This is a genomic window from Streptomyces flavusporus, from assembly GCF_046267975.1.
Taxonomy (GTDB): domain Bacteria; phylum Actinomycetota; class Actinomycetes; order Streptomycetales; family Streptomycetaceae; genus Streptomyces; species Streptomyces flavusporus.
Genome location: NZ_CP176503.1, coordinates 2,873,888 through 2,891,146, shown reverse-complemented (window position 1 = coordinate 2,891,146; position 17,259 = coordinate 2,873,888). Strand labels below are relative to the sequence as shown.

Below are 17,259 nucleotides of genomic sequence, written 5' to 3'. Positions count from 1 at the left end.
AGCAACAACGATGCAACACAGTCCCACATGGACCCGCAACCTCAGCGAGCCGAAGCTACTCGCGGCCGGTGAGGACTGGGACGCCGTCCGCGTGTCGGCCGACGTAGCGGTGCGCGCGGTCCGCGACTTGGAGGCACGCGGCGTTCCGGTCGGGCCGGTGTTGCACGACCTGTGCAGTGAACAGGCGTACTTCCTCACCCCACCCGGCACCGCGCAGGACTGGGAGCAGGACGGAACGCGAGCGCTCGGCTCGGGCTCATGGGTCGTCCTCGCCCCGCCCGAGTGGGACGGCCTGTTGCGGTGGGTGCGCGACCCGACGGACGGCCCCGCCCACACCCCGGCCGACGACCTCGCAGCCGCCCTGGCCGACGCCATGGCCACGGCAGAGGAGGCGGCGCGGTGAACCACGCAGAACAGGTCCGCTACGCCGGGCCGAGCCCACTCGAGAAGAGCGGCTACCGCACGGGACTGCACTGGAACACCAACAGCCGCGCCCGCGCGCGGGCTGCCGACACGTCGCCGTGGGTGGAGGGGACGACAACTCCGCGCGTACTGCTCAGCGGAGCGAAAGTCGGCCGGGTTCTCACGGAGTGCTTCAACTACGTCAGAGACCCCGAGGCGGTGAGCCGATGACCCGGCAGGCAATCACTCACCCCCGGATCGAGGAGATCGCCGCCTGGCTGCTTCAGGCGGCCCGGAACGAGCGTGCGCACGGCCGTTCCCGCCTGGCGCAGATGGAGGGGACGCGTTGACGGACACGGACGAGCGGCCCGTCGACGTCGCCACGACAAGGCGGCACTACGAGGCTGGATTTCAGTGCACGTCCTACGCGGAGGCGGAGCGGCTGCACGATCACCTGGTCGGCGACGTGCGGCGTCTCATCCCGGAGGTGGAAGCGCTGAAGCCGGGCGTGCAGGGCGACGGGCTCTCCCTGCTGGAACTCGTCATCAGACGGGCTCGCGAGCACCTGGAGATGGAACCCGAGAGGTGGCAGTCGGCGCCTGTCGCCCAGGTCTACGACCTCGCCACCTGCACCCGGGCGTTGTTGACGCTCTACGAGTTCCCGGGCCTGGTCAGCGAGGCCCCCACAAATCCCGTCGGCGGCCGCAGCTGTCTCGTGCATGTACAACTCGCAGCCGAGCAGGCGCTGTGCACATTGCAGTTCGCGTGGAAACCTCTGGCTGATGGGAACCATTTTCATATACGGTGGGACCTGACGACGCAAGCTCGCCGTCCCCGAAGGGGCCCGGCACCGATGCCTTCCGGTGCCGGGCCCCTTCTCTGTGTCGGCCTCGTCCGGACCCTCAACCGGAGAAGCCGACGTGCGCGAGCCGTAGTGGGCCGCGCAGTCTGAGGTGGACGTCGTGTACGCCCTCGGCGACGATGCCGGCGTCCACGGTGGTGTAGTCGTACGGGCCCGAGGGGGGCGTCTGCAGAGTCGCCAGGGTCGGTCCGCCGTCCAGGGACAGCTCGATCGTGCCCTCGCCCGCCACCTGGACGGTCACCTCCGTCACGCCGGGCCCGAAGTCGCAGGCTCGATAGATCAGTTCGCCGGTCCCACCCGCCACTGGCGTCACCGCATCGCCGGATGTCTTCGTCCGGTCGACGATCTCGGTGCCGCTCTGCTCGTCGAAGTCGGCCGCTTCCAGGCCCCGTTCGGCGACGGGACGCGGCGCGGCGGGCTCGCCGTCGAGCGTCACGGTCGTGCGAAGGCGGATGTCCTCGCTCGACGCGCCGATCAGCAGGTCGTACGGCCCCGGCTCCAGGCGCCAGCTGCCGTGGGCGACGTCCCAGAACTCGAAGGCGGTCAGCGGCAGTTCGAAGGTGAGCTCCGCCGTCGCGCCGGGGGTCAGTGTGATCCGCCGGTGCCCGAGCAGCTCGCGGCGTGGCCGGACCACCGACGGATCGGCGGCACGCGCGTACAGCTGGGCGACTTCGTCGGCGGTCACGTCACCGGTGTTGGTGAGCGTGAACGAGACGTGCACAGTGTCGCCCTCGACGCGGGCCTGTACATCCGCGTAGGAGAAGGACGCGTACGACAGGCCGTGCCCGAAGGGGAACAGTGGTGTCCCCTCGAAGTACAGGTAGGTCTGCCGGCCGCCGATCACGTCGTAGTCGAGGAGGTCGGGCAGGTCGGCGTCGTCGGCGTACCAGGTCTGCGGCAGACGTCCGGCAGGGGAGATGTCGCCGGCCAGGACGCGGGCGAGGGCCGTGCCCGCGGCCTGGCCACCGTGTGCGGTCCACAGCACGGCCGGGAGGGGGCCCGGGTCGATCGCGTACGGGTATGCGGAGACCAGCGTCAGCACCGTGTGCGGGTTGGCCGCGCGGGCGGCGCGGAGGATGCGCTCCTGGTGGGCGGGCAGCCGCAGCGTCGTACGGTCCTCCGTCTCACGGCCGTTGATGTGCGGGTCGTTGCCGGCGACGACCACGACCACGTCCGCCTCCGCGGCGGCCCGCGCCACCGCGTCCTCGCCGCGCTCGGCGACGACCAGTTCGAAGATCTCCGGGTTCTCCTCGGCAACCTTCACGCCGTCGGCGGCGACAGAGACGGGGTGCCCCGTGCCCAGGTGCCTGAGGAGGTGACCGTTCTCGTGGGTTTCCAGGCGGAATGTCTCCTGGACGATCCAGCCGCCGGGCTGGTCGGCGGAGGCGCGCAGGTAGCCGTCGTCCGCGACGGAGAGGTAACGGCCGTCCGGTGCGCGCAGGGTGAGGATGTCCTCGCCCCAGTCGACGAGGGCGAACTCCGTGCCGGTGGCGTCGGTGGTCAGCGGCGGGAGGTCGGTGCGGCCGGCGAGCAGCGCCGGGTCGAGCGCGCCCTCGGCGCCGCGGACCTGGTCGTCGGCCTCCTCGGCGGGCGGCACATGGAGGAAGGTGCCGTCGCCCGTCCTGAGCAGCACCCGGTCCACGCCCTCCGCGAACTGCACACGCTCGGTGCCGAACCGCTCGTACAGGCCCTCCAGAGGGGTGGACCGGTGCAGGAGGGTGCCGCTGTACCAGTCGAGTTTGCACTCGTCGGCGAGCAGACCGACGACCGCGATGCGGGTGTCGGGGGCGAGCGGGAGCAGACCGTCGTTCCGGAGCAGGACGATCGCCTGCTCGGCGGCCTCCTGGGCGAGCGCACGGTGCTCCGGGGTGTCGAAGGCGCCGGTTTCGTCGTATCCGTCGAACTCGCCGAGCCGGAAGCGGACCGAGAGCTGGCGGCGGACGGCGGTGTCGATGTCGGCCTCGGTCAACCGGCCCTGAGCCAGGGCGCCTTGAAGGCGGGCGACGATCTTCGTGCTGTCCGTGCCGTGGTCGGTGAAACTGTCCACGCCGGCGAGCAGCGCGGCCGCGGTCCCCTCTTCGTGCGTGTCGAAGTAGTGCTCGAAGTCGACCAGGTTGGAGGGCGCGCCCGCGTCCGAGCAGACCAGCAGGTCCTCGTCGGTCCACGTGCGCAGGTGCTCGCGCAGATACGGCGAGACGTGGTTCGGGCGGCCGTTGACCAGGTTGTACGCCGGCATCACCCCGGCCACCGCGCCCGCCTCGGCGGTCTCGCGGAAGGCCCGCAGATCGTACTCGTGCAGCACGCGCGGGCGGACGGACGACGACGAAGTGGCCCGGTCCGTCTCGTTGTTGTGCGCGAGCCAGTGCTTGAGGACCGGTGCGGTGCGCCAGTACGTGGGGTGGTCGCCGCGCAGACCGAGGGTGTAGGCGGTGGCGATCGCCGAAGTCAGCTTGGGGTCCTCGGAGTAGCCCTCCTCGTTACGGCCCCACAGCGGGTGGCGCAGCAGATTCACCGTCGGCGACCAGACGTTGAGGCCGACCCGCTCGTCCCGGGCACGCATCGCGCGCACCTCCTTGGACACCGCGTCGCCGACCCGGCGTACGAGATCCGGATTCCAGGTCGCGCCCAGGCCCACCGCCTGCGGGAACACCGTCGCCGGGCCCATCCAGGCGACTCCGTGCAGCGCCTCCTGCCCGGTGCGGAAGGCTGCGATGCCGAGCCGTTCGACGGCGGGCGCGAACTGGTGCAGGAAGGAGACCTTTTCGTCGAGGGTGAGCCGCGACAGCAGATCGTCGATGCGCTTCGCGAACGGCAGGTGCGGATCGCGGAAAGGCGGCGTAGGCGGCGTTTGTGCGGTCACGTGGGGTTCCCCTTGCGATGGAGCGGCGAGGCGCTTTCGAAGCGCTTCGATGCTCATTCGGCGTACGGGCGGGTGTCAAGACACCTCGGGGCAACAACTCCGGCTTCCCGTCGACATTGCATGGCGCATATGAGGTCGGTTCGATACCCCAAACCTCGGAGGAATGTTGGGAGCGACCCTTGTGCACCCCCGGGTGTTCACTTAACCTCGCAGCAACATCGAAGCGCTTCGACGACGAGGGCTCTGCCGCCGGGAGGTGCGCATTCCTCGGCATTCGTCGGAGGACCGCTTCAGCTCAGCCAGTTCCACTCGAGACACCGCAGCCGACGGCCACCGCCGGGTGTCCTGGTGCGCCACGAAGGGTTGACGCAATGACGCCGAACGCCGCTTCCGCCTCCTCCGCGCCGAGCCGGAGAAACTTCCTCGCCTCCACGGCGGTCGCCGCCGTCGCGGTGGGCGGGGGAATGCCTCTGCTGGCCGCCTGTGGCGGTTCGGGCGGCGGGTCGCGTGAGGGAACCACGTCGGGCAAGGACGCCAAGAAGCTGCTGCCGGCGTACGTGGCCAGCAACGTGGTGGCGCCGGACATCCCGTCGAAGAACGGTTCGTCGATGGGCTTCACCGCCAAGCTCGACGTCGCAACCCTCAAGACCTCGGTCCCGAAGAAGCTCGGCAAGGGCGGCAAGGTCACCATCATGTCGCCGTTCTGGGGTTCGCCGCCGAAGGGGAACAATCCCTACTACACGTCGATGAACGACCTGATCGGCGTCGACGTCCAGTGGCGGAACCAGGACGGCAACATCTACGACCAGAAACTCGGCGCGGTCCTCGCCTCCAGCGCCATGCCGGACGTGGTGGTCGTCCCCGGCTGGAACATGATGGGCAAGATACCCAGCGCCATCATCGGCAAGTTCGCCGACCTCGGCCCGTACCTGTCCGGCGACAAGGTCAAAGAGTACCCGAACCTCGCGGCGATCCCGACCGACGCCTGGCAGCGCTCCATCTTCGGCGGCAAGCTGATGGGCCTGCCGATGCCCGCCTCGTCCGTCCCGAACATCGTGCCCCTCTACCGCCAGGACATCTTCGACAAGGAGGGCTACGAGGTCCCGCGCTCCGCCGACGAGTTCATGGCCCTGTGCAAGGAGATCACCAACGCCAGGGCCAAGCGGTGGGCCTGCGGTGACATGAAGTGGACCGCGTTCGGCAACTTCGGCGTGCTCGGGGGCGGTGAGAAGCCGCTCTGGTGGAACATGGTCGACGGCAAGCTGATCAACCGCATCGAGACCCCGGAGTACCTGGAAGCCATCGAGTGGACGCGCAAGCTGTTCGCCGCCGGAGTCGTCCACCCCAACTTCAAGCTGGGCAAGAGCCAGATCGCCGACCCGGCCCCCAAGTTCGCCGCCGGCGAGTTCCTGATCTGGAACAACAACATCGTCAACTGGTACGCGCAGCAGGCCTCCCTGGCCACCCAGAACCCCGACGTCAAGGTCTGGGGCATGGACATCTGGGGCCACGACGGCGGTGACCCGACGCTGTACGCCCAGAACCCGGCCGGCATCTTCGCCTTCGTCAACAAGAAGGCCTCCGAGTCCGTCATCCGCGACGTCCTGGCGGTCGCCAACGTCACCGCGGCGCCGTACGGCACCAAGGAGTGGATGATGACCAACTACGGCGTCGAGGGCACGCACTACACGATCAAGGACGGCGTCCCCGTCAAGAACGACAAGGGCAACAACGAGGTCGTCAACGCCTATGTGATGGTCGCGAGTCCCGCCGCGACCACCGCCCACCCCGACCTCCCGGACTACACCAAGGCCATGGTCGAGTGGGAGCAGCGGATGGGCGCCTTCACCAAGAAGTCGTCGTTCTGGGGCCTGCAGATCACCGAGCCCTCCCGCTACACCAACCTCGTCAACGACTTCGAGCAGCTCGAGGACGACATCATCCGCGGCCACAAGAAGATCAGCGACATGCAGCAGGCCATCTCCGACTGGAAGAGCAAGGGCGGCGACAAGCTGCGCGACTGGTACAAGAAGCTCCTCGACGAGAACGGCTCGGCGGCGAACTGACCAGGCTCTGAGGCAAGGAGAACGGCCGTGTCCCACAGCACGGTGCCTCGGAGCAGTGCCGAGGCCAGCACGCCGGTGAAGACCCCGGTGGCGTCCGACGACGCCACCGGTCCCCGGAAGGAACGAGGCTCGGGCAAGCTGAGCCTCCGGCACAGGTTCAGACGCGACCGCGCCCTGATCCTCATGACACTGCCGGCCATCGTGCTGGTCCTGGTCTTCAACTACCTGCCCATCCTCGGCAACGTCGTCGCTTTCCAGGACTACGACCCCTACATCAGCGACAACGGCATCGTCTCCATCCTGAACAGCCCCTTCGTGGGCCTGGAGAACTTCCAGCGGATCTTCGAGGACTCGGCCTTCTGGAACGCCGTCGAGAACACGCTGGTGCTGTTCTTCGTCCAGCTCGTGCTGTTCTTCCCGATCCCGGTCCTGCTCGCGCTGCTCATCAACAGCGTGGTCCGGCCCCGGGTGCGGGCCGTCGCGCAGGCAGTTCTCTACCTGCCGCACTTCTTCTCGTGGGTGCTGGTCATCGCCGTCTTCCAGCAGATGTTCGGCGGCGCGGGGATGCTCTCCCAGCTGCTCAGGCAGAACGGGTACGACGGCCTCGACATCATGACCAACCCGGACACCTTCCCCTTCCTGCTCACCGCGCAGAGCGTGTGGAAGGACGCCGGGTGGGGGATCATCGTCTTCCTCGCCGCGCTGGCCTCGGTTCCTCAGGACCACTACGAGGCCGCCGCGATGGACGGCGCCGGACGCTGGCGCCGCATGTGGCACGTCACGCTTCCCGCCCTGCGCCCGGTCATCGCCCTCCTCCTCGTGCTGCGCGTCGGCGACGCCCTGACCGTCGGGTTCGAACAGATCCTGCTGCAACGCGACGGCGTCGGACCGGACGCTGGAGAGGTCCTCGACACCTTCGTGTGGTGGAACGGCGTGCGCAACCAGGACTTCGGCTACGCGGCCGCCGCCGGCCTGATCAAGGGCGTGGTCAGCATCGGCCTGGTCCTCGCCGCGAACAAAGTGGCCCATCTCATGGGCGAGCAGGGGGTGTACAAGAAGTGACCGCCGTCATCGACAAGCCGGTCAGCAAGCCCCGCTGGTGGACGGCGCCGCCTCGGCCGGCGTGGGAGGAGCCGCCTTCCAAGGCCGGGCTCGCGGGCAAGGGGCTTGCCCTGACGTTCGCCTGCCTCGCGGTTCTCTTTCCGCTGTGGATCGTCGTCGTCACCAGTCTCTCGTCGCGCAAGACGATCGATGAGGCGGGCGGCCTGGTCATGGTGCCCAAGGGCATCACCTTCATCGCCTACAAGGAGCTGCTCAGCGGCGGCCAGGTCACCCGCGCCGCGATCATCAGCATCCTGGTCACCCTGGTCGGCACGCTGTTCTCGATGGCGGTGTCCGTCCTGTGCGCCTACGGCCTGTCCCATAGCGGGTCCCTCGGCCACCGCTGGATCCTGATGACGCTGCTGGCGACCATGTTCTTCAGCGCCGGCCTCATCCCCACCTACCTGCTGGTGCAGTCCCTCGGTCTGACGGACAGCTATCTCGCGCTGATCCTGCCGAGCGCGATCAGCGTCTTCAACATCCTGGTGCTGCGTGGCTTCTTCATGGGGATCTCGCAGGAACTCATCGACAGCGCGCGCATCGACGGCGCCGGGGACTTCCGGATTCTCTGGCGGATCGTCATGCCGCTGTCGCGGGCGGTTCTCGCGGTGATCACGCTGTTCTACGCCGTCGGGTACTGGAGCGCCTGGTTCAACGCGTCGCTCTACCTGAACGACCAGGACATGATGCCGTTGCAGAACGTCATGATCCAGCTCGTGCAGAGGCAGGAAGCGCCGGTCGGTCTGAGCCAGGCCATCAGGACAGGTCAACTGTCGGGGCTGGCCATTCAGATGGCGGTCATGGTGATGGCTCTGCTGCCAGTGGCTGTGCTTTCGCCCTTCGTCCAGAAGCACTTCAAGAAAGGCATGCTCACCGGAGCGGTCAAGGGCTGAAGCCCGAGCGGGTGGGTTCGGGGAGGTGCGGTTGTCTTTCGGCCGCGGGTTGTTCGTGGCTGGTCGCGCAGTTCCCCGCGCCCCTAAGGTCTCTCCCCTCCCCCAATCTGCAGAACGAGGTATGTCATGTGCACGTCCCGCCCCAGCAGGCGAACGGTCCTTGCCGGTACCGCGGTCGCCGCGCTCACTACCGTCTGGGTCATCGAGGACTGCGCGCATGTGTCCGGGGCCGAAGCCACGACGGCCCCGGACACATGCGCCTATGGCACGCTGATCTGCCGCTGGCGTAACGCCGTCGGCAACGGAACCGGCGTGCTGTTCCACCGTTCCTTGGCGGTGAGCAGGAAGCCCACTCACTGGCACGCCCCGAACGGTCTTGGGCGCACTGGTCGTCCGCTTTCGCATCCCGGGCGGCGACACGGATCGCGTCCGTGGTCCGAGCCGGGTGGGCAGAGTCCCTCACGACCTGGCCATGTGGACGCGGCCAGAGGCGACGGGGAGGCCCTGAACCATCTCGCTGGTGGAGCAGGGGCCCCGCACGCTGACACCGCACCCGGCGTCCCAGATCGCACGGTCACGGTATCCCGAGCCTTGCTTGGCGCCCCAAGGCAGATGGCTGACTGTCACGCGATTGAGCGAAGCCGTCCTGAACGAGGCGCCGCCTCAGCAGCCTTGAGCTCCTTCCCGGCCATCCCCAGCGCCACCGGCCAGGGCGTCACCCTGCTCGTCGCGGCCGGGCGGGCCGTCTACGCCGGCTGGGGTGACGGGGACGGGACGTCTCCCCACCTGTACCGGACCACCGACGGCACCACCTGGAACCCCGTTCCCGGACAGCCCACCGGTACGCACGCCAAGGTCCCGATCCGTGCCGCCTACGACCGCCACACCCGCGCGCTGTACGTGACGTACGCCAACGCCCCCGGTCCCAACGGCCAGTCCGACGGCAGTGTGCACAAGCTGGCCACCGTGACCGGCACGTGGACCGATGTCACGCCGGTGAAGCCGGGCGGCACCGCCCCCGACGGCGGCACGGACGCCTTCGGCTACGGCGGCGTCGCCGTCGACGCCCGTCGCCCCGGCACCGTCGTCGTGTCGACCAACAACCGCCGGGCCGCCGTCGACACGCTCTACCGTTCCACGGACGGCGGTCGCACCTGGACGTCCCTCAAGGACTCCGCTGTCTTCGACGTATCCGAGACTCCTTACCTCAAGTGGGGCGAGGACCAGCCCAAGTTCGGCTGGTGGATCCAGGCCCTCGCCCTCGACCCGTACGACTCGCGCCACATCGTCTACGGCACCGGCGCCACTCTCTACGGCACCCGTGACCTGAAGAACCGGGCCCCGCAGATCCGCGGCCTGGAGGAAACGTCCGTGCGCCAGCTGATCTCGCCCCCGGTCGGAGAGGCGCACCTGATCAGCGGGCTCGGGGACATCGGGGTGATGTACCACGAGCGGCTCACGGCGTCCCCCTCCCGCGGCATGGCGACGAACCCCGTGTTCGGGTCGGCGACGGGACTCGCGCAGGCCGCGGGCAGGCCGGCGTACGTCGTGCGCACCGGGTGGGGCGATCACGGCAACGGTGCCTACTCGAACGACGGGGGCCGGACCTGGGCGCCCTTCGCGGCCCAGCCCGACATCGCCAAGAGCGCACCGGGGCCGATCGCCACCAACGCCGACGGCAGCGTGCTGCTGTGGTCCTTCGTGCACTGGGACGGCACGAAGTACGCAGCCCACCGATCCGCCGACAACGGCGCGACCTGGTCCGAGGTCTCTTCCTTCCCGAAGGGCGCCACGCCGGTCGCCGACCCGGCCGACCCGACGCTCTTCTACGCGTACGACACCGACACTGGAACGCTATACGCCAGCACTGACAGTGGCCGTTCCTTCACCGCCCGTGCAACGGGACTGCCGTCCGGGGACAGCCAGTTCAAGATCGCTGTCGCGCCCGGCCGTAGTGGCGACCTGTGGCTCTCCGCCAAATGGAACGGCCTGCATCGCTCCACCGACGGGGGCGTCACCTTCACCAAGGTCGACAGCTGCTGGGCCTCGTACACCGTCGGCTTCGGCAAGGCCGCCGACGGCGCCGACTGCCCCGCGATCTACCAGGTGGGCTCCACCGAGGCCATCACCGCCGTCTACCGCTCCGACGACGAGGCGAAGACCTGGGTGCGGATCAACGACGACGCCCACCAGTGGGGCTGGACCGGCGAGGCCATCACCGGTGACCCGCGCATCCACGGCCGCGTCTACCTCGCCACCAACGGGCGCGGAATCCAGTACGGGGAGCCCGTCTGATGCCGACCGTTTCTAGCGTTGCTGACCACTGTTGGCCAACTCGCCATAATCCGGGCAGGTAGCCCGGTGACCTCGCGAACGGTCTTCGAGGTCGGGGAACAGCGCGAGTTGGTCACCTCGGCTCCAGCAGGTCTTCTCCCCTCCGTTTGGGGTGCCTGGGGTCCTGGGCGGGCTCGCGGTCCCGCGCGGCCTGGGAACGAATACGGTCTGGCCGGTAGCTCTCCGGGTCACGATCCTCTGGTCGTGGCCGGTCACACCTGGCCGACGCCGGATTCGGCATCCCAGGCCACGCCTGCCGATCGCCACAGCGGCACCGTGGTGCCGGGTGACGGGGGTCTTGGTCTGCTGCTGGAGCGGGTTCTTCCAGTACTTCTCGCCCCAGATGCTGGTGTAGGCCGGATCGACGGCGATCACGACCAGGCCCTGGTGGTAGGCCATGCCGCGCAGCCGCTCGCGGAAGCGTGCGGTGGGGATACCGGCGACGGTGCGGCGGAATTTCTTGCCGCGCTCGCCGCGGCCCATGGTTTCCCGCCCGGCGGCGCGGGCGTCGTCGAAGCCCAGGTTCTCCACCACGATGGCGGCGCAGTGGTGCTGGCGGGCGATCGTGATGAGCTGAGTGATCGCTGCCCGCAGACGGCCGTCTCGCTGCGAGGCTTCACCTGTCAGGTCGAGCGGGACGGTCAGGGGCTCGCCGATCGGGTTGCCGTGCGCATCGAGGACGTAGGCAGCCAGGTGATCAGCGTTGAGGTCGGCCCCGAGTGTCTTCTCGCCGAACGCGCGGATCTCCTCGGGGCTGGGCAGCACTGCCTTGTCGGCCGACCACGAGGCATCCAGGTACCACCGCCCGCGGACGGGATCGTGCGTGATGTCGTAGCGCACGGGCCGGTTGGCGCTCACGCGGTCGAGCCATTCCTCACGGCGGTGATGGAAACCGGCGGTGCAGCTCAGCTGGTACCGGCCGCGTGGAGTGTTGGCCAGGTGCCTGAGCGGCTCGGGCAGCACGATGGTGACGGTGCCGTCGGCGGGGTCGACGGTGATCGTGTAGTTGCCGTGCGGGGCGCCGGACTCGCCGTCAGCGGTCAGGAACATGCGTTCCGTTTCCCACCGCTGACGCCACTCGGTCTCGGTGAGCTGCGCGTCGGCGAGGTTGTGCCGCACCTTGGCCAGGCGCCGACCGCCGGACACAATGCTCGGCCGGCCCTGCTCGATGCGCTGCTCAACGGCAGCGAGCCGTGCCTTGAGGACCTGCAGACGGCGCTGCTTGTGCCACCGCTCGGCCTGGTCCTTGTAGCCGCGTACCTTTCCTTTGCGCTGCCCGCACGGCACCTCGATGCGCTGGCTGACCGTACGGACGGCGCGGCGCAGACCGGCCCGCTCGTCGTACAGGCACCGCAGGGAGAGCTGGTACTGGTCCTCACTCGCCCTGGTCATGGCCCCGGCCCAGCGGGACGAGGACACCACCGTCAGCGTCTTCTTTCGCGCCGCCCGCCGGGTGTCCTTCGCTTTGACCTTGCCGATACGCACCCGCTCGGCGAGGTCGGCCCGCTGATGGCGGCCCAGGTGCTCGCCGACTTCCCGCAGAACCTTCTCGTCATCCGGGGGCAGGCGCAGACGGTCCCGAATCCGGGCACCGCCGGGCGCGGCAACGGTGAAGGGAGCCACGATCGTACGCAACTCACGCTTCCTCCCCCGCTTACGCGCCACCGGCCACCTTCTCCCGCCCCGTCACACCGAACCCGGCCGCCGTAACCGATCATGCGTTCCACGCATACCCAAGACCACGAAAACCGATCCCGTTCACCCTGGCGAGGGACAAGATGACCGGCCACGGCCAACAACCGAATCAACAGTTTGCAATCCGCAAAGGCCCCGCGCTCTCCGACGCCACCCGCGGCCGCATCCTCTTCGGCGGCGACTACAACCCCGAGCAGTGGCCCGAGGAGACCTGGCTCGAGGACGTCCGCCTGATGAAGGACGCCGGCGTCAACTCCGTCACCCTCGGCGTCTTCTCCTGGGCGAAGCTCGAACCCGCCCCCGGACAGCGCGACTTCGCCTGGCTCGACCGCCTGATGGACCTGATGCACGATGCGGGCATCGGCGTCGTCCTCGCCACCCCCACCGCCTCACCACCCCCCTGGCTTGGCAGGCTCCACCCGGACACCCTGCCCCGCGACGCCGACGGCCGCGTCGAGCACTGGGGCGGCCGCCAGCACTTCTCCCACTCCAGCGCCACCTACCGCCGCCACGCCGCCGCCATCACCGAGGACCTCGCCGCCCGCTACGGCGCCCACCCCGCCCTCACGATGTGGCACATCAACAACGAGTACTGCACCTCCGACTACGGCGACGAGGCCGCCGAACGCTTCCGCCGCTGGCTCCAGGACAGATACGGCACCCTCGACGCCCTCAACACCGCCTGGGGCACCGCCTTCTGGAGCCAGGGCTACGACACCTGGTCCGGCATCCTGCCCCCGCGTCACGCGCACTATCTGAAGAACCCCACCCAGGTGCTCGACTTCCGGCGCTTCACCTCCGACATGCTCCTGGAGTGCTACGTCGCCGAGCGGGACATCGTCCGCCGGCACTCCCCGCACATCCCGGTCACCAGCAATTTCATGCCGCTGTGGATCGGCCAGGACGCCTGGCGCTGGGCCGAGGAGGAGGACGTCGTCTCCGTCGACCTCTACCCGGACCCGCGGGACCCGCTCGGCGCACAACAGGGCGCGCTGGTCCAGGACATGACCCGCTCCCAGGCGCGCGGCCCCTGGATGCTGATGGAGCAGGCGGCCGGTCCTGTCAACTGGCGTGGTGTGAACCACCCCAAGCCGCGTGGCCTCAACCGGCTCTGGTCCCTCCAGGCGGTTGCGCGCGGTGCGGACGCCGTCTGCTACTTCCAGTGGCGGCAGTCCCGGCAGGGCGCGGAGAAGTTCCACTCCGGGATGGTCAGTCACGCGGGGGAGCAGGGCCGTACCTTCCAGGAGGTCAAGCAGCTCGGCGCCGAGCTCGCGAAGATCGGTGCCGAGGTGACGGGGAGTCGTCTGGAAGCCGATGTCGCGATCCTGCACGACTGGCACTCCTGGTGGGCCGGCGCCCAGGAGGGCCGCCTCTCGACCGAGGTCGACCACCCGGCCGTCCTGGGCGCCTGGCACCGCGCCCTCTGGGAGGCGCACCTCACCACCGACTTCACCCGTCCCGAGCACGACCTGTCCGGCTACCGCCTCGTCGTCGTCCCGCAGCTCTACCTCCTCACCGACCCGGCGATCGAGAACCTCCTGACGTACGTCCGCGAGGGCGGCACCCTCGTCTGCGGCTTCCTGACCGGCGTCGCCGACGAGGACGACCGGGTGCGGCCGGGCGGTATGGACGGCCGGCTGCGTGAGCTGTTCGGCATCCGCACCCTGCACGAGTGGTGGCCGCTGGACGCGGGGGAGACCGCCGAGTGCGACGGCTTCCGCGGCACGCTCTGGTCGGAGGAGATCGAAGCGGCGACGGACGCCGACGAGACGATCCCCTACAAGGGCGGCGAACTCGACGGACTGCCCGCCGTCCTGCGCAGGGGCAGCGCCTGGTACGTCTCCACGCTCCCGGAGCCGGACGCCCTGAAGGGCCTGCTCACCCGCGCCGCCGCCGAGGCCGGCGCCCGACCGGTCGTCGACGGCCTCCCCGCCGGGGTCGAGGCGGTACGCCGCGGTGAGCTGCTCTTCGTGCTCAACCACGGGCGCGAGCCGGTCACCGTCCCCGTCCCGGGCACCCTGCACGACCTGCTCACCGACACGTCCGTCACCGGCGAGGTCCGCCTGGACCGCTACGGAGTGGCGGTGCTGAAGCCATGACACGGTCCGGCCCCGTCCACGGCACCTGGGAACCGCACCCGGCCGCCCGCTGGGAGGACGCCTTCCTGAGCGGCAACGGCCACCACGGCGTCCTCGTGTTCGGAGATCCGAACGACGACCGTGTCATCGTCACCCACCACACCCTCGTACGCCCCAACGGCGGCGAACACGCCCGGCCTCCGCACCTGGCCGCCGGACTCCCCGCCCTCCAGGACCGTATGCTCGCCGGTGACCTCACCGCGGCGGAGGGCTTCACGGACGGACGGCCGCTGCAGTGGGTGCAGCCCTTCCATCCCGCCTTCCAGCTACGGCTGCGCAGACCGGCCGGGGACGCGCACGACTACCGGCGGCATGTCGACTTCACCACCGGCGAGGTCACCGCCCGCAGCTACGACTGGACCAGCCGTGTCTTCGTCTCCCGCGCCGACGACGTGATCGTCCAGCAGATCGCGGGCCCGGGACTCACGCTCGACATCCACCAGGACCACCAACTCCCGGGCGCACCGGCCGCACTGGCCCTCAGCCACGGCTCCCTCCTCACCCCCGAGGGCGCCGCACTGACTCTGCGCGCGGGCTACCCGGGCAGCGACCGCGCGTACACCGGAGTGACCCTGGTCGCCGTCACGGGCGGCACGGCGACCCTGGTCCCGCCCGGGGTGCGCGTCACGGGAGCCGAGTCCGTGCTGCTCCTCACCCGGGTGCGCCGGCACACCGGCGAGCTGGACGTGGTGGAAGAGGCCCGGGCTCTGCGTGAGCTCCTCACCGAGCAGCCGTACGACGATCTCCTCGACCGCCACGCACGCCTCCACCGCACCGCCTACACCCGCGTCACCCTCGACCTGGCCGCCGACCCGGCCGAACGCGACCTCCCCGGCTCCGAGCTGATCGAACGCCCGCAGAGCCCGGCCCTCCTCGAACGCCTCTTCGCGGCCGGCCGCTACCACCTGCTCTCCTCCAGCGGTCTGAACCCGCCCCGCCTCACCGGTCTGTGGACCGGCGACTGGAACACGGCCTGGTCCGGCGCCTTCACCACCAACGCCAACCTCAACCTCCAGACGGCGTCCGCCGCCTCCGCCGCGCTCCCCGAAGTTACGGAAGCCCTGGCAGCCCTGATCCAGCGTCAGCTCCCCGACTGGCGGGAGAACGCCCGCGCGATCTACGGCGCCCGAGGCGTCGTCGCGCCCACGCACACCGACGGCGAGTCCGGTTTCACGTACCACTACAGCCGCGAATACCCCCTCCATCTGTGGACCGCCGGCGCCGACTGGCTGCTCAAGCCCCTCGTCGACCACGACGAGACCCGCGGCGAACGCGATCCCCGTACCGCCGCCGTCCTCGCCGAAGTCGCCCGGTTCTACGAGGACTTCCTCACCCGGACCGACACCGACGGCCACCTGGTCGTCGTCCCGTCCTACTCGCCCGAGAACCGCCCCGCAGGCGCGAGCTGGGGCTCGGTCAACGCCGCCATGGACCTCTCCGCGGCCCGGCACGCCCTCCGCACGGCGGCCGAGTACCACCCCGGACAGGCCCCCCGTTGGCGAGCCCTCGCCGACCGCCTCCCGCCCCACCGCATCAACGCCGACGGCGCCCTCGCCGAATGGGCCCGGCCCGGCCTGGAGGACACCTACGACCACCGGCACCTCAGCCACCTCTACGGCGTCTGGCCGCTCGACGAGATCGACCCGTACGACACCCCCGGCCTGGCGGCCGCCGCCCACCGGGCGCTGGAGTTGCGCGGTGCCGAGAACGACTCGGCGCACGGCCATCTGCACCACGCCCTGATCGCGGCCCGGCTGCGGGACAGCGAGCGGGTCGCAGGGGCGCTCGCGAGTGTCCTGGACGGCGACTTCTTCCACGCCTCCCTGATGAGCGCCCACTACCCCCACCGGAACGTCTACAACGCGGACGCCGCCCATGCCCTCCCGGCGGTGCTCATCGAGATGCTCGTGCAGTCGACGCCCGACCGGCTGGTCCTGCTTCCCGCGCTGCCGGCCGGCCTCCCGGCGGGCGAACTCCGGGGAATCCGCACCCGGTTCGGCGCCGAGCTCGACCTCACCTGGAGCCCGGACGACGCCACCGCCGTCCTGCGGCCCACCCGCACCCACCGCATCGAAGTCAGGACTTCCTCCGGCGCGCAGCCGCTCGACCTCGTCGCCGGAGAGGCCTGCGTCCTCACCCTGGGGGCGCAGGAGACCCCGTAATCCCCCCACCCATGGAAGGGACACCATGGCATCAAGCACGCTCGGCAAGGTCACCAAGGCCCTGCTGGCCCCGGCCCTCGCGCTCGGCGCCACCGTCGGCCTCGCCTCCGCCCCCGCCCACGCCGCCGTCTGGAACTCCTGCGACCAGTGGGGCAACACCAACCTGAACGGCTACACGCTCTACAACAACATCTGGGGCAGCGGCGCCGGCAGCCAGTGCATCTGGGCAAACTCCGGCACCAACTGGGGAGTCTGGGCCAACCACCCCAACACCGGCGGCATCAAGTCCTACCCCAACTCCAAGAAGGTGATCAACAAGACGATCACCTCCCTCGGCTCCCTCACCAGCAACTACAACGTCACCGTCCCCTCGTCCGGCGCGTACAACACGTCGTACGACATCTGGGACACCGACTACGACTACGAGATCATGCTCTGGGTGAACTACAACGGAGCCGTCGGCCCGCTCGGCACCTCGCAGGGCAGCGTCACCCTCGGCGGCCACACCTGGAACGTCTACAAGGGCAACAACGGCGCCAACGAGGTCTTCTCGTTCCTGCGGACCTCCGACTCCAACTCCGGCACCGTCAACATCCTCCCGATCCTGAAGTGGATCAAGGACACCAAGGGCTGGATGGGCAACGAGACCATCGGCGACGTGCAGTTCGGCTACGAGGTCACCTCGTCGTCCGGCGGCCTGGACTTCATCACCAACAACCTGACGGTCAGCAGCAGTTGACCACACG

The 17,259-nt window shown here is 69.5% G+C and carries 13 protein-coding genes; 11 read left to right on the top strand and 2 right to left on the bottom strand.

The features are described 5' to 3' along the window. The first annotated feature begins 10 nt into the window (after nt 1-10). The 4 genes from ACKTSN_RS13655 to ACKTSN_RS13640 are packed head-to-tail and all read left to right on the top strand — an operon-like array spanning nt 11 to nt 1,354. Nucleotides 11-403, top strand: coding sequence for a hypothetical protein (locus ACKTSN_RS13655; protein WP_409469381.1), 393 nt, complete (start codon nt 11-13; stop codon nt 401-403). Next, nucleotides 400-633, top strand: a complete 234-nt coding sequence (locus ACKTSN_RS13650) for a hypothetical protein (protein WP_409469380.1) — start codon at nt 400-402, stop codon at nt 631-633. The genes ACKTSN_RS13655 and ACKTSN_RS13650 overlap by 4 nt, the downstream gene beginning before the upstream one ends. Beyond that, nucleotides 630-752 carry a hypothetical protein gene (locus ACKTSN_RS13645; RefSeq protein ID WP_409469379.1) on the top strand — a complete coding sequence of 41 codons (123 nt, stop codon included), beginning with the start codon at nt 630-632 and terminating at the stop codon, nt 750-752. The genes ACKTSN_RS13650 and ACKTSN_RS13645 overlap by 4 nt, the downstream gene beginning before the upstream one ends. Continuing rightward, complete coding sequence (locus tag ACKTSN_RS13640) at nt 749-1,354, top strand: DUF6415 family natural product biosynthesis protein (protein WP_409469378.1); 606 nt, start codon at nt 749-751, stop codon at nt 1,352-1,354. The genes ACKTSN_RS13645 and ACKTSN_RS13640 overlap by 4 nt, the downstream gene beginning before the upstream one ends. Here ACKTSN_RS13640 and ACKTSN_RS13635 read toward each other — a convergent pair. After that, nucleotides 1,305-4,124 carry a glycoside hydrolase family 3 C-terminal domain-containing protein gene (locus ACKTSN_RS13635; RefSeq protein WP_409469377.1) on the bottom strand — a complete coding sequence of 940 codons (2,820 nt, stop codon included), beginning with the start codon at nt 4,122-4,124 and terminating at the stop codon, nt 1,305-1,307. The genes ACKTSN_RS13640 and ACKTSN_RS13635 overlap by 50 nt on opposite strands. Before the next feature lie 371 nt (nt 4,125-4,495). Here ACKTSN_RS13635 and ACKTSN_RS13630 point away from each other — a divergent pair, with 371 nt between their 5' ends. The 4 genes from ACKTSN_RS13630 (at nt 4,496) to ACKTSN_RS13615 (ending at nt 10,479) form a co-directional block, all read left to right on the top strand. Continuing rightward, the gene (locus tag ACKTSN_RS13630) at nt 4,496-6,190 is read left to right on the top strand and encodes an extracellular solute-binding protein (protein ID WP_409469376.1); all 1,695 of its coding nucleotides are present in this window, start codon (nt 4,496-4,498) and stop codon (nt 6,188-6,190) included. Nucleotides 6,191-6,217: 27 nt separating this feature from the next. Next, a complete protein-coding gene (locus tag ACKTSN_RS13625; RefSeq protein ID WP_409469375.1) occupies nt 6,218-7,252 on the top strand; it encodes an ABC transporter permease in 1,035 nt (344 codons plus the stop codon). Further along, entirely contained in the window at nt 7,249-8,184 is a 936-nt protein-coding gene (locus ACKTSN_RS13620) for a carbohydrate ABC transporter permease (protein WP_409469374.1), read from the top strand. The genes ACKTSN_RS13625 and ACKTSN_RS13620 overlap by 4 nt, the downstream gene beginning before the upstream one ends. A 612-nt stretch (nt 8,185-8,796) precedes the next feature. Continuing rightward, nucleotides 8,797-10,479 (top strand): 1,4-beta-glucanase, encoded by a 1,683-nt coding sequence (locus ACKTSN_RS13615; protein WP_409469373.1) that lies wholly within the window; start codon nt 8,797-8,799, stop codon nt 10,477-10,479. A gap of 12 nt (nt 10,480-10,491) precedes the next feature. Here the strand turns inward: ACKTSN_RS13615 and ACKTSN_RS13610 are convergent, their stop codons facing one another. After that, complete coding sequence (locus tag ACKTSN_RS13610; RefSeq protein ID WP_409469372.1) at nt 10,492-12,153, bottom strand: hypothetical protein; 1,662 nt, start codon at nt 12,151-12,153, stop codon at nt 10,492-10,494. A gap of 143 nt (nt 12,154-12,296) precedes the next feature. On the opposite strand from ACKTSN_RS13610, the gene ACKTSN_RS13605 reads away from it, so the two are divergent. From ACKTSN_RS13605 to ACKTSN_RS13595, 3 genes are read left to right on the top strand one after another with little or no spacing between them, the layout of a single operon-like run. Beyond that, nucleotides 12,297-14,312: a beta-galactosidase gene (locus ACKTSN_RS13605; RefSeq protein WP_409469371.1), complete on the top strand. Its 2,016-nt coding sequence runs from the start codon at nt 12,297-12,299 to the stop codon at nt 14,310-14,312. Further along, nucleotides 14,309-16,513 (top strand): glycosyl hydrolase family 95 catalytic domain-containing protein, encoded by a 2,205-nt coding sequence (locus tag ACKTSN_RS13600; RefSeq protein ID WP_409469370.1) that lies wholly within the window; start codon nt 14,309-14,311, stop codon nt 16,511-16,513. Before ACKTSN_RS13605 ends, ACKTSN_RS13600 begins: the two co-directional genes overlap by 4 nt. A 25-nt stretch (nt 16,514-16,538) precedes the next feature. Beyond that, nucleotides 16,539-17,252, top strand: a complete 714-nt coding sequence (locus ACKTSN_RS13595) for a glycoside hydrolase family 12 protein (protein WP_385785567.1) — start codon at nt 16,539-16,541, stop codon at nt 17,250-17,252. Nucleotides 17,253-17,259: the final 7 nt, after the last annotated feature.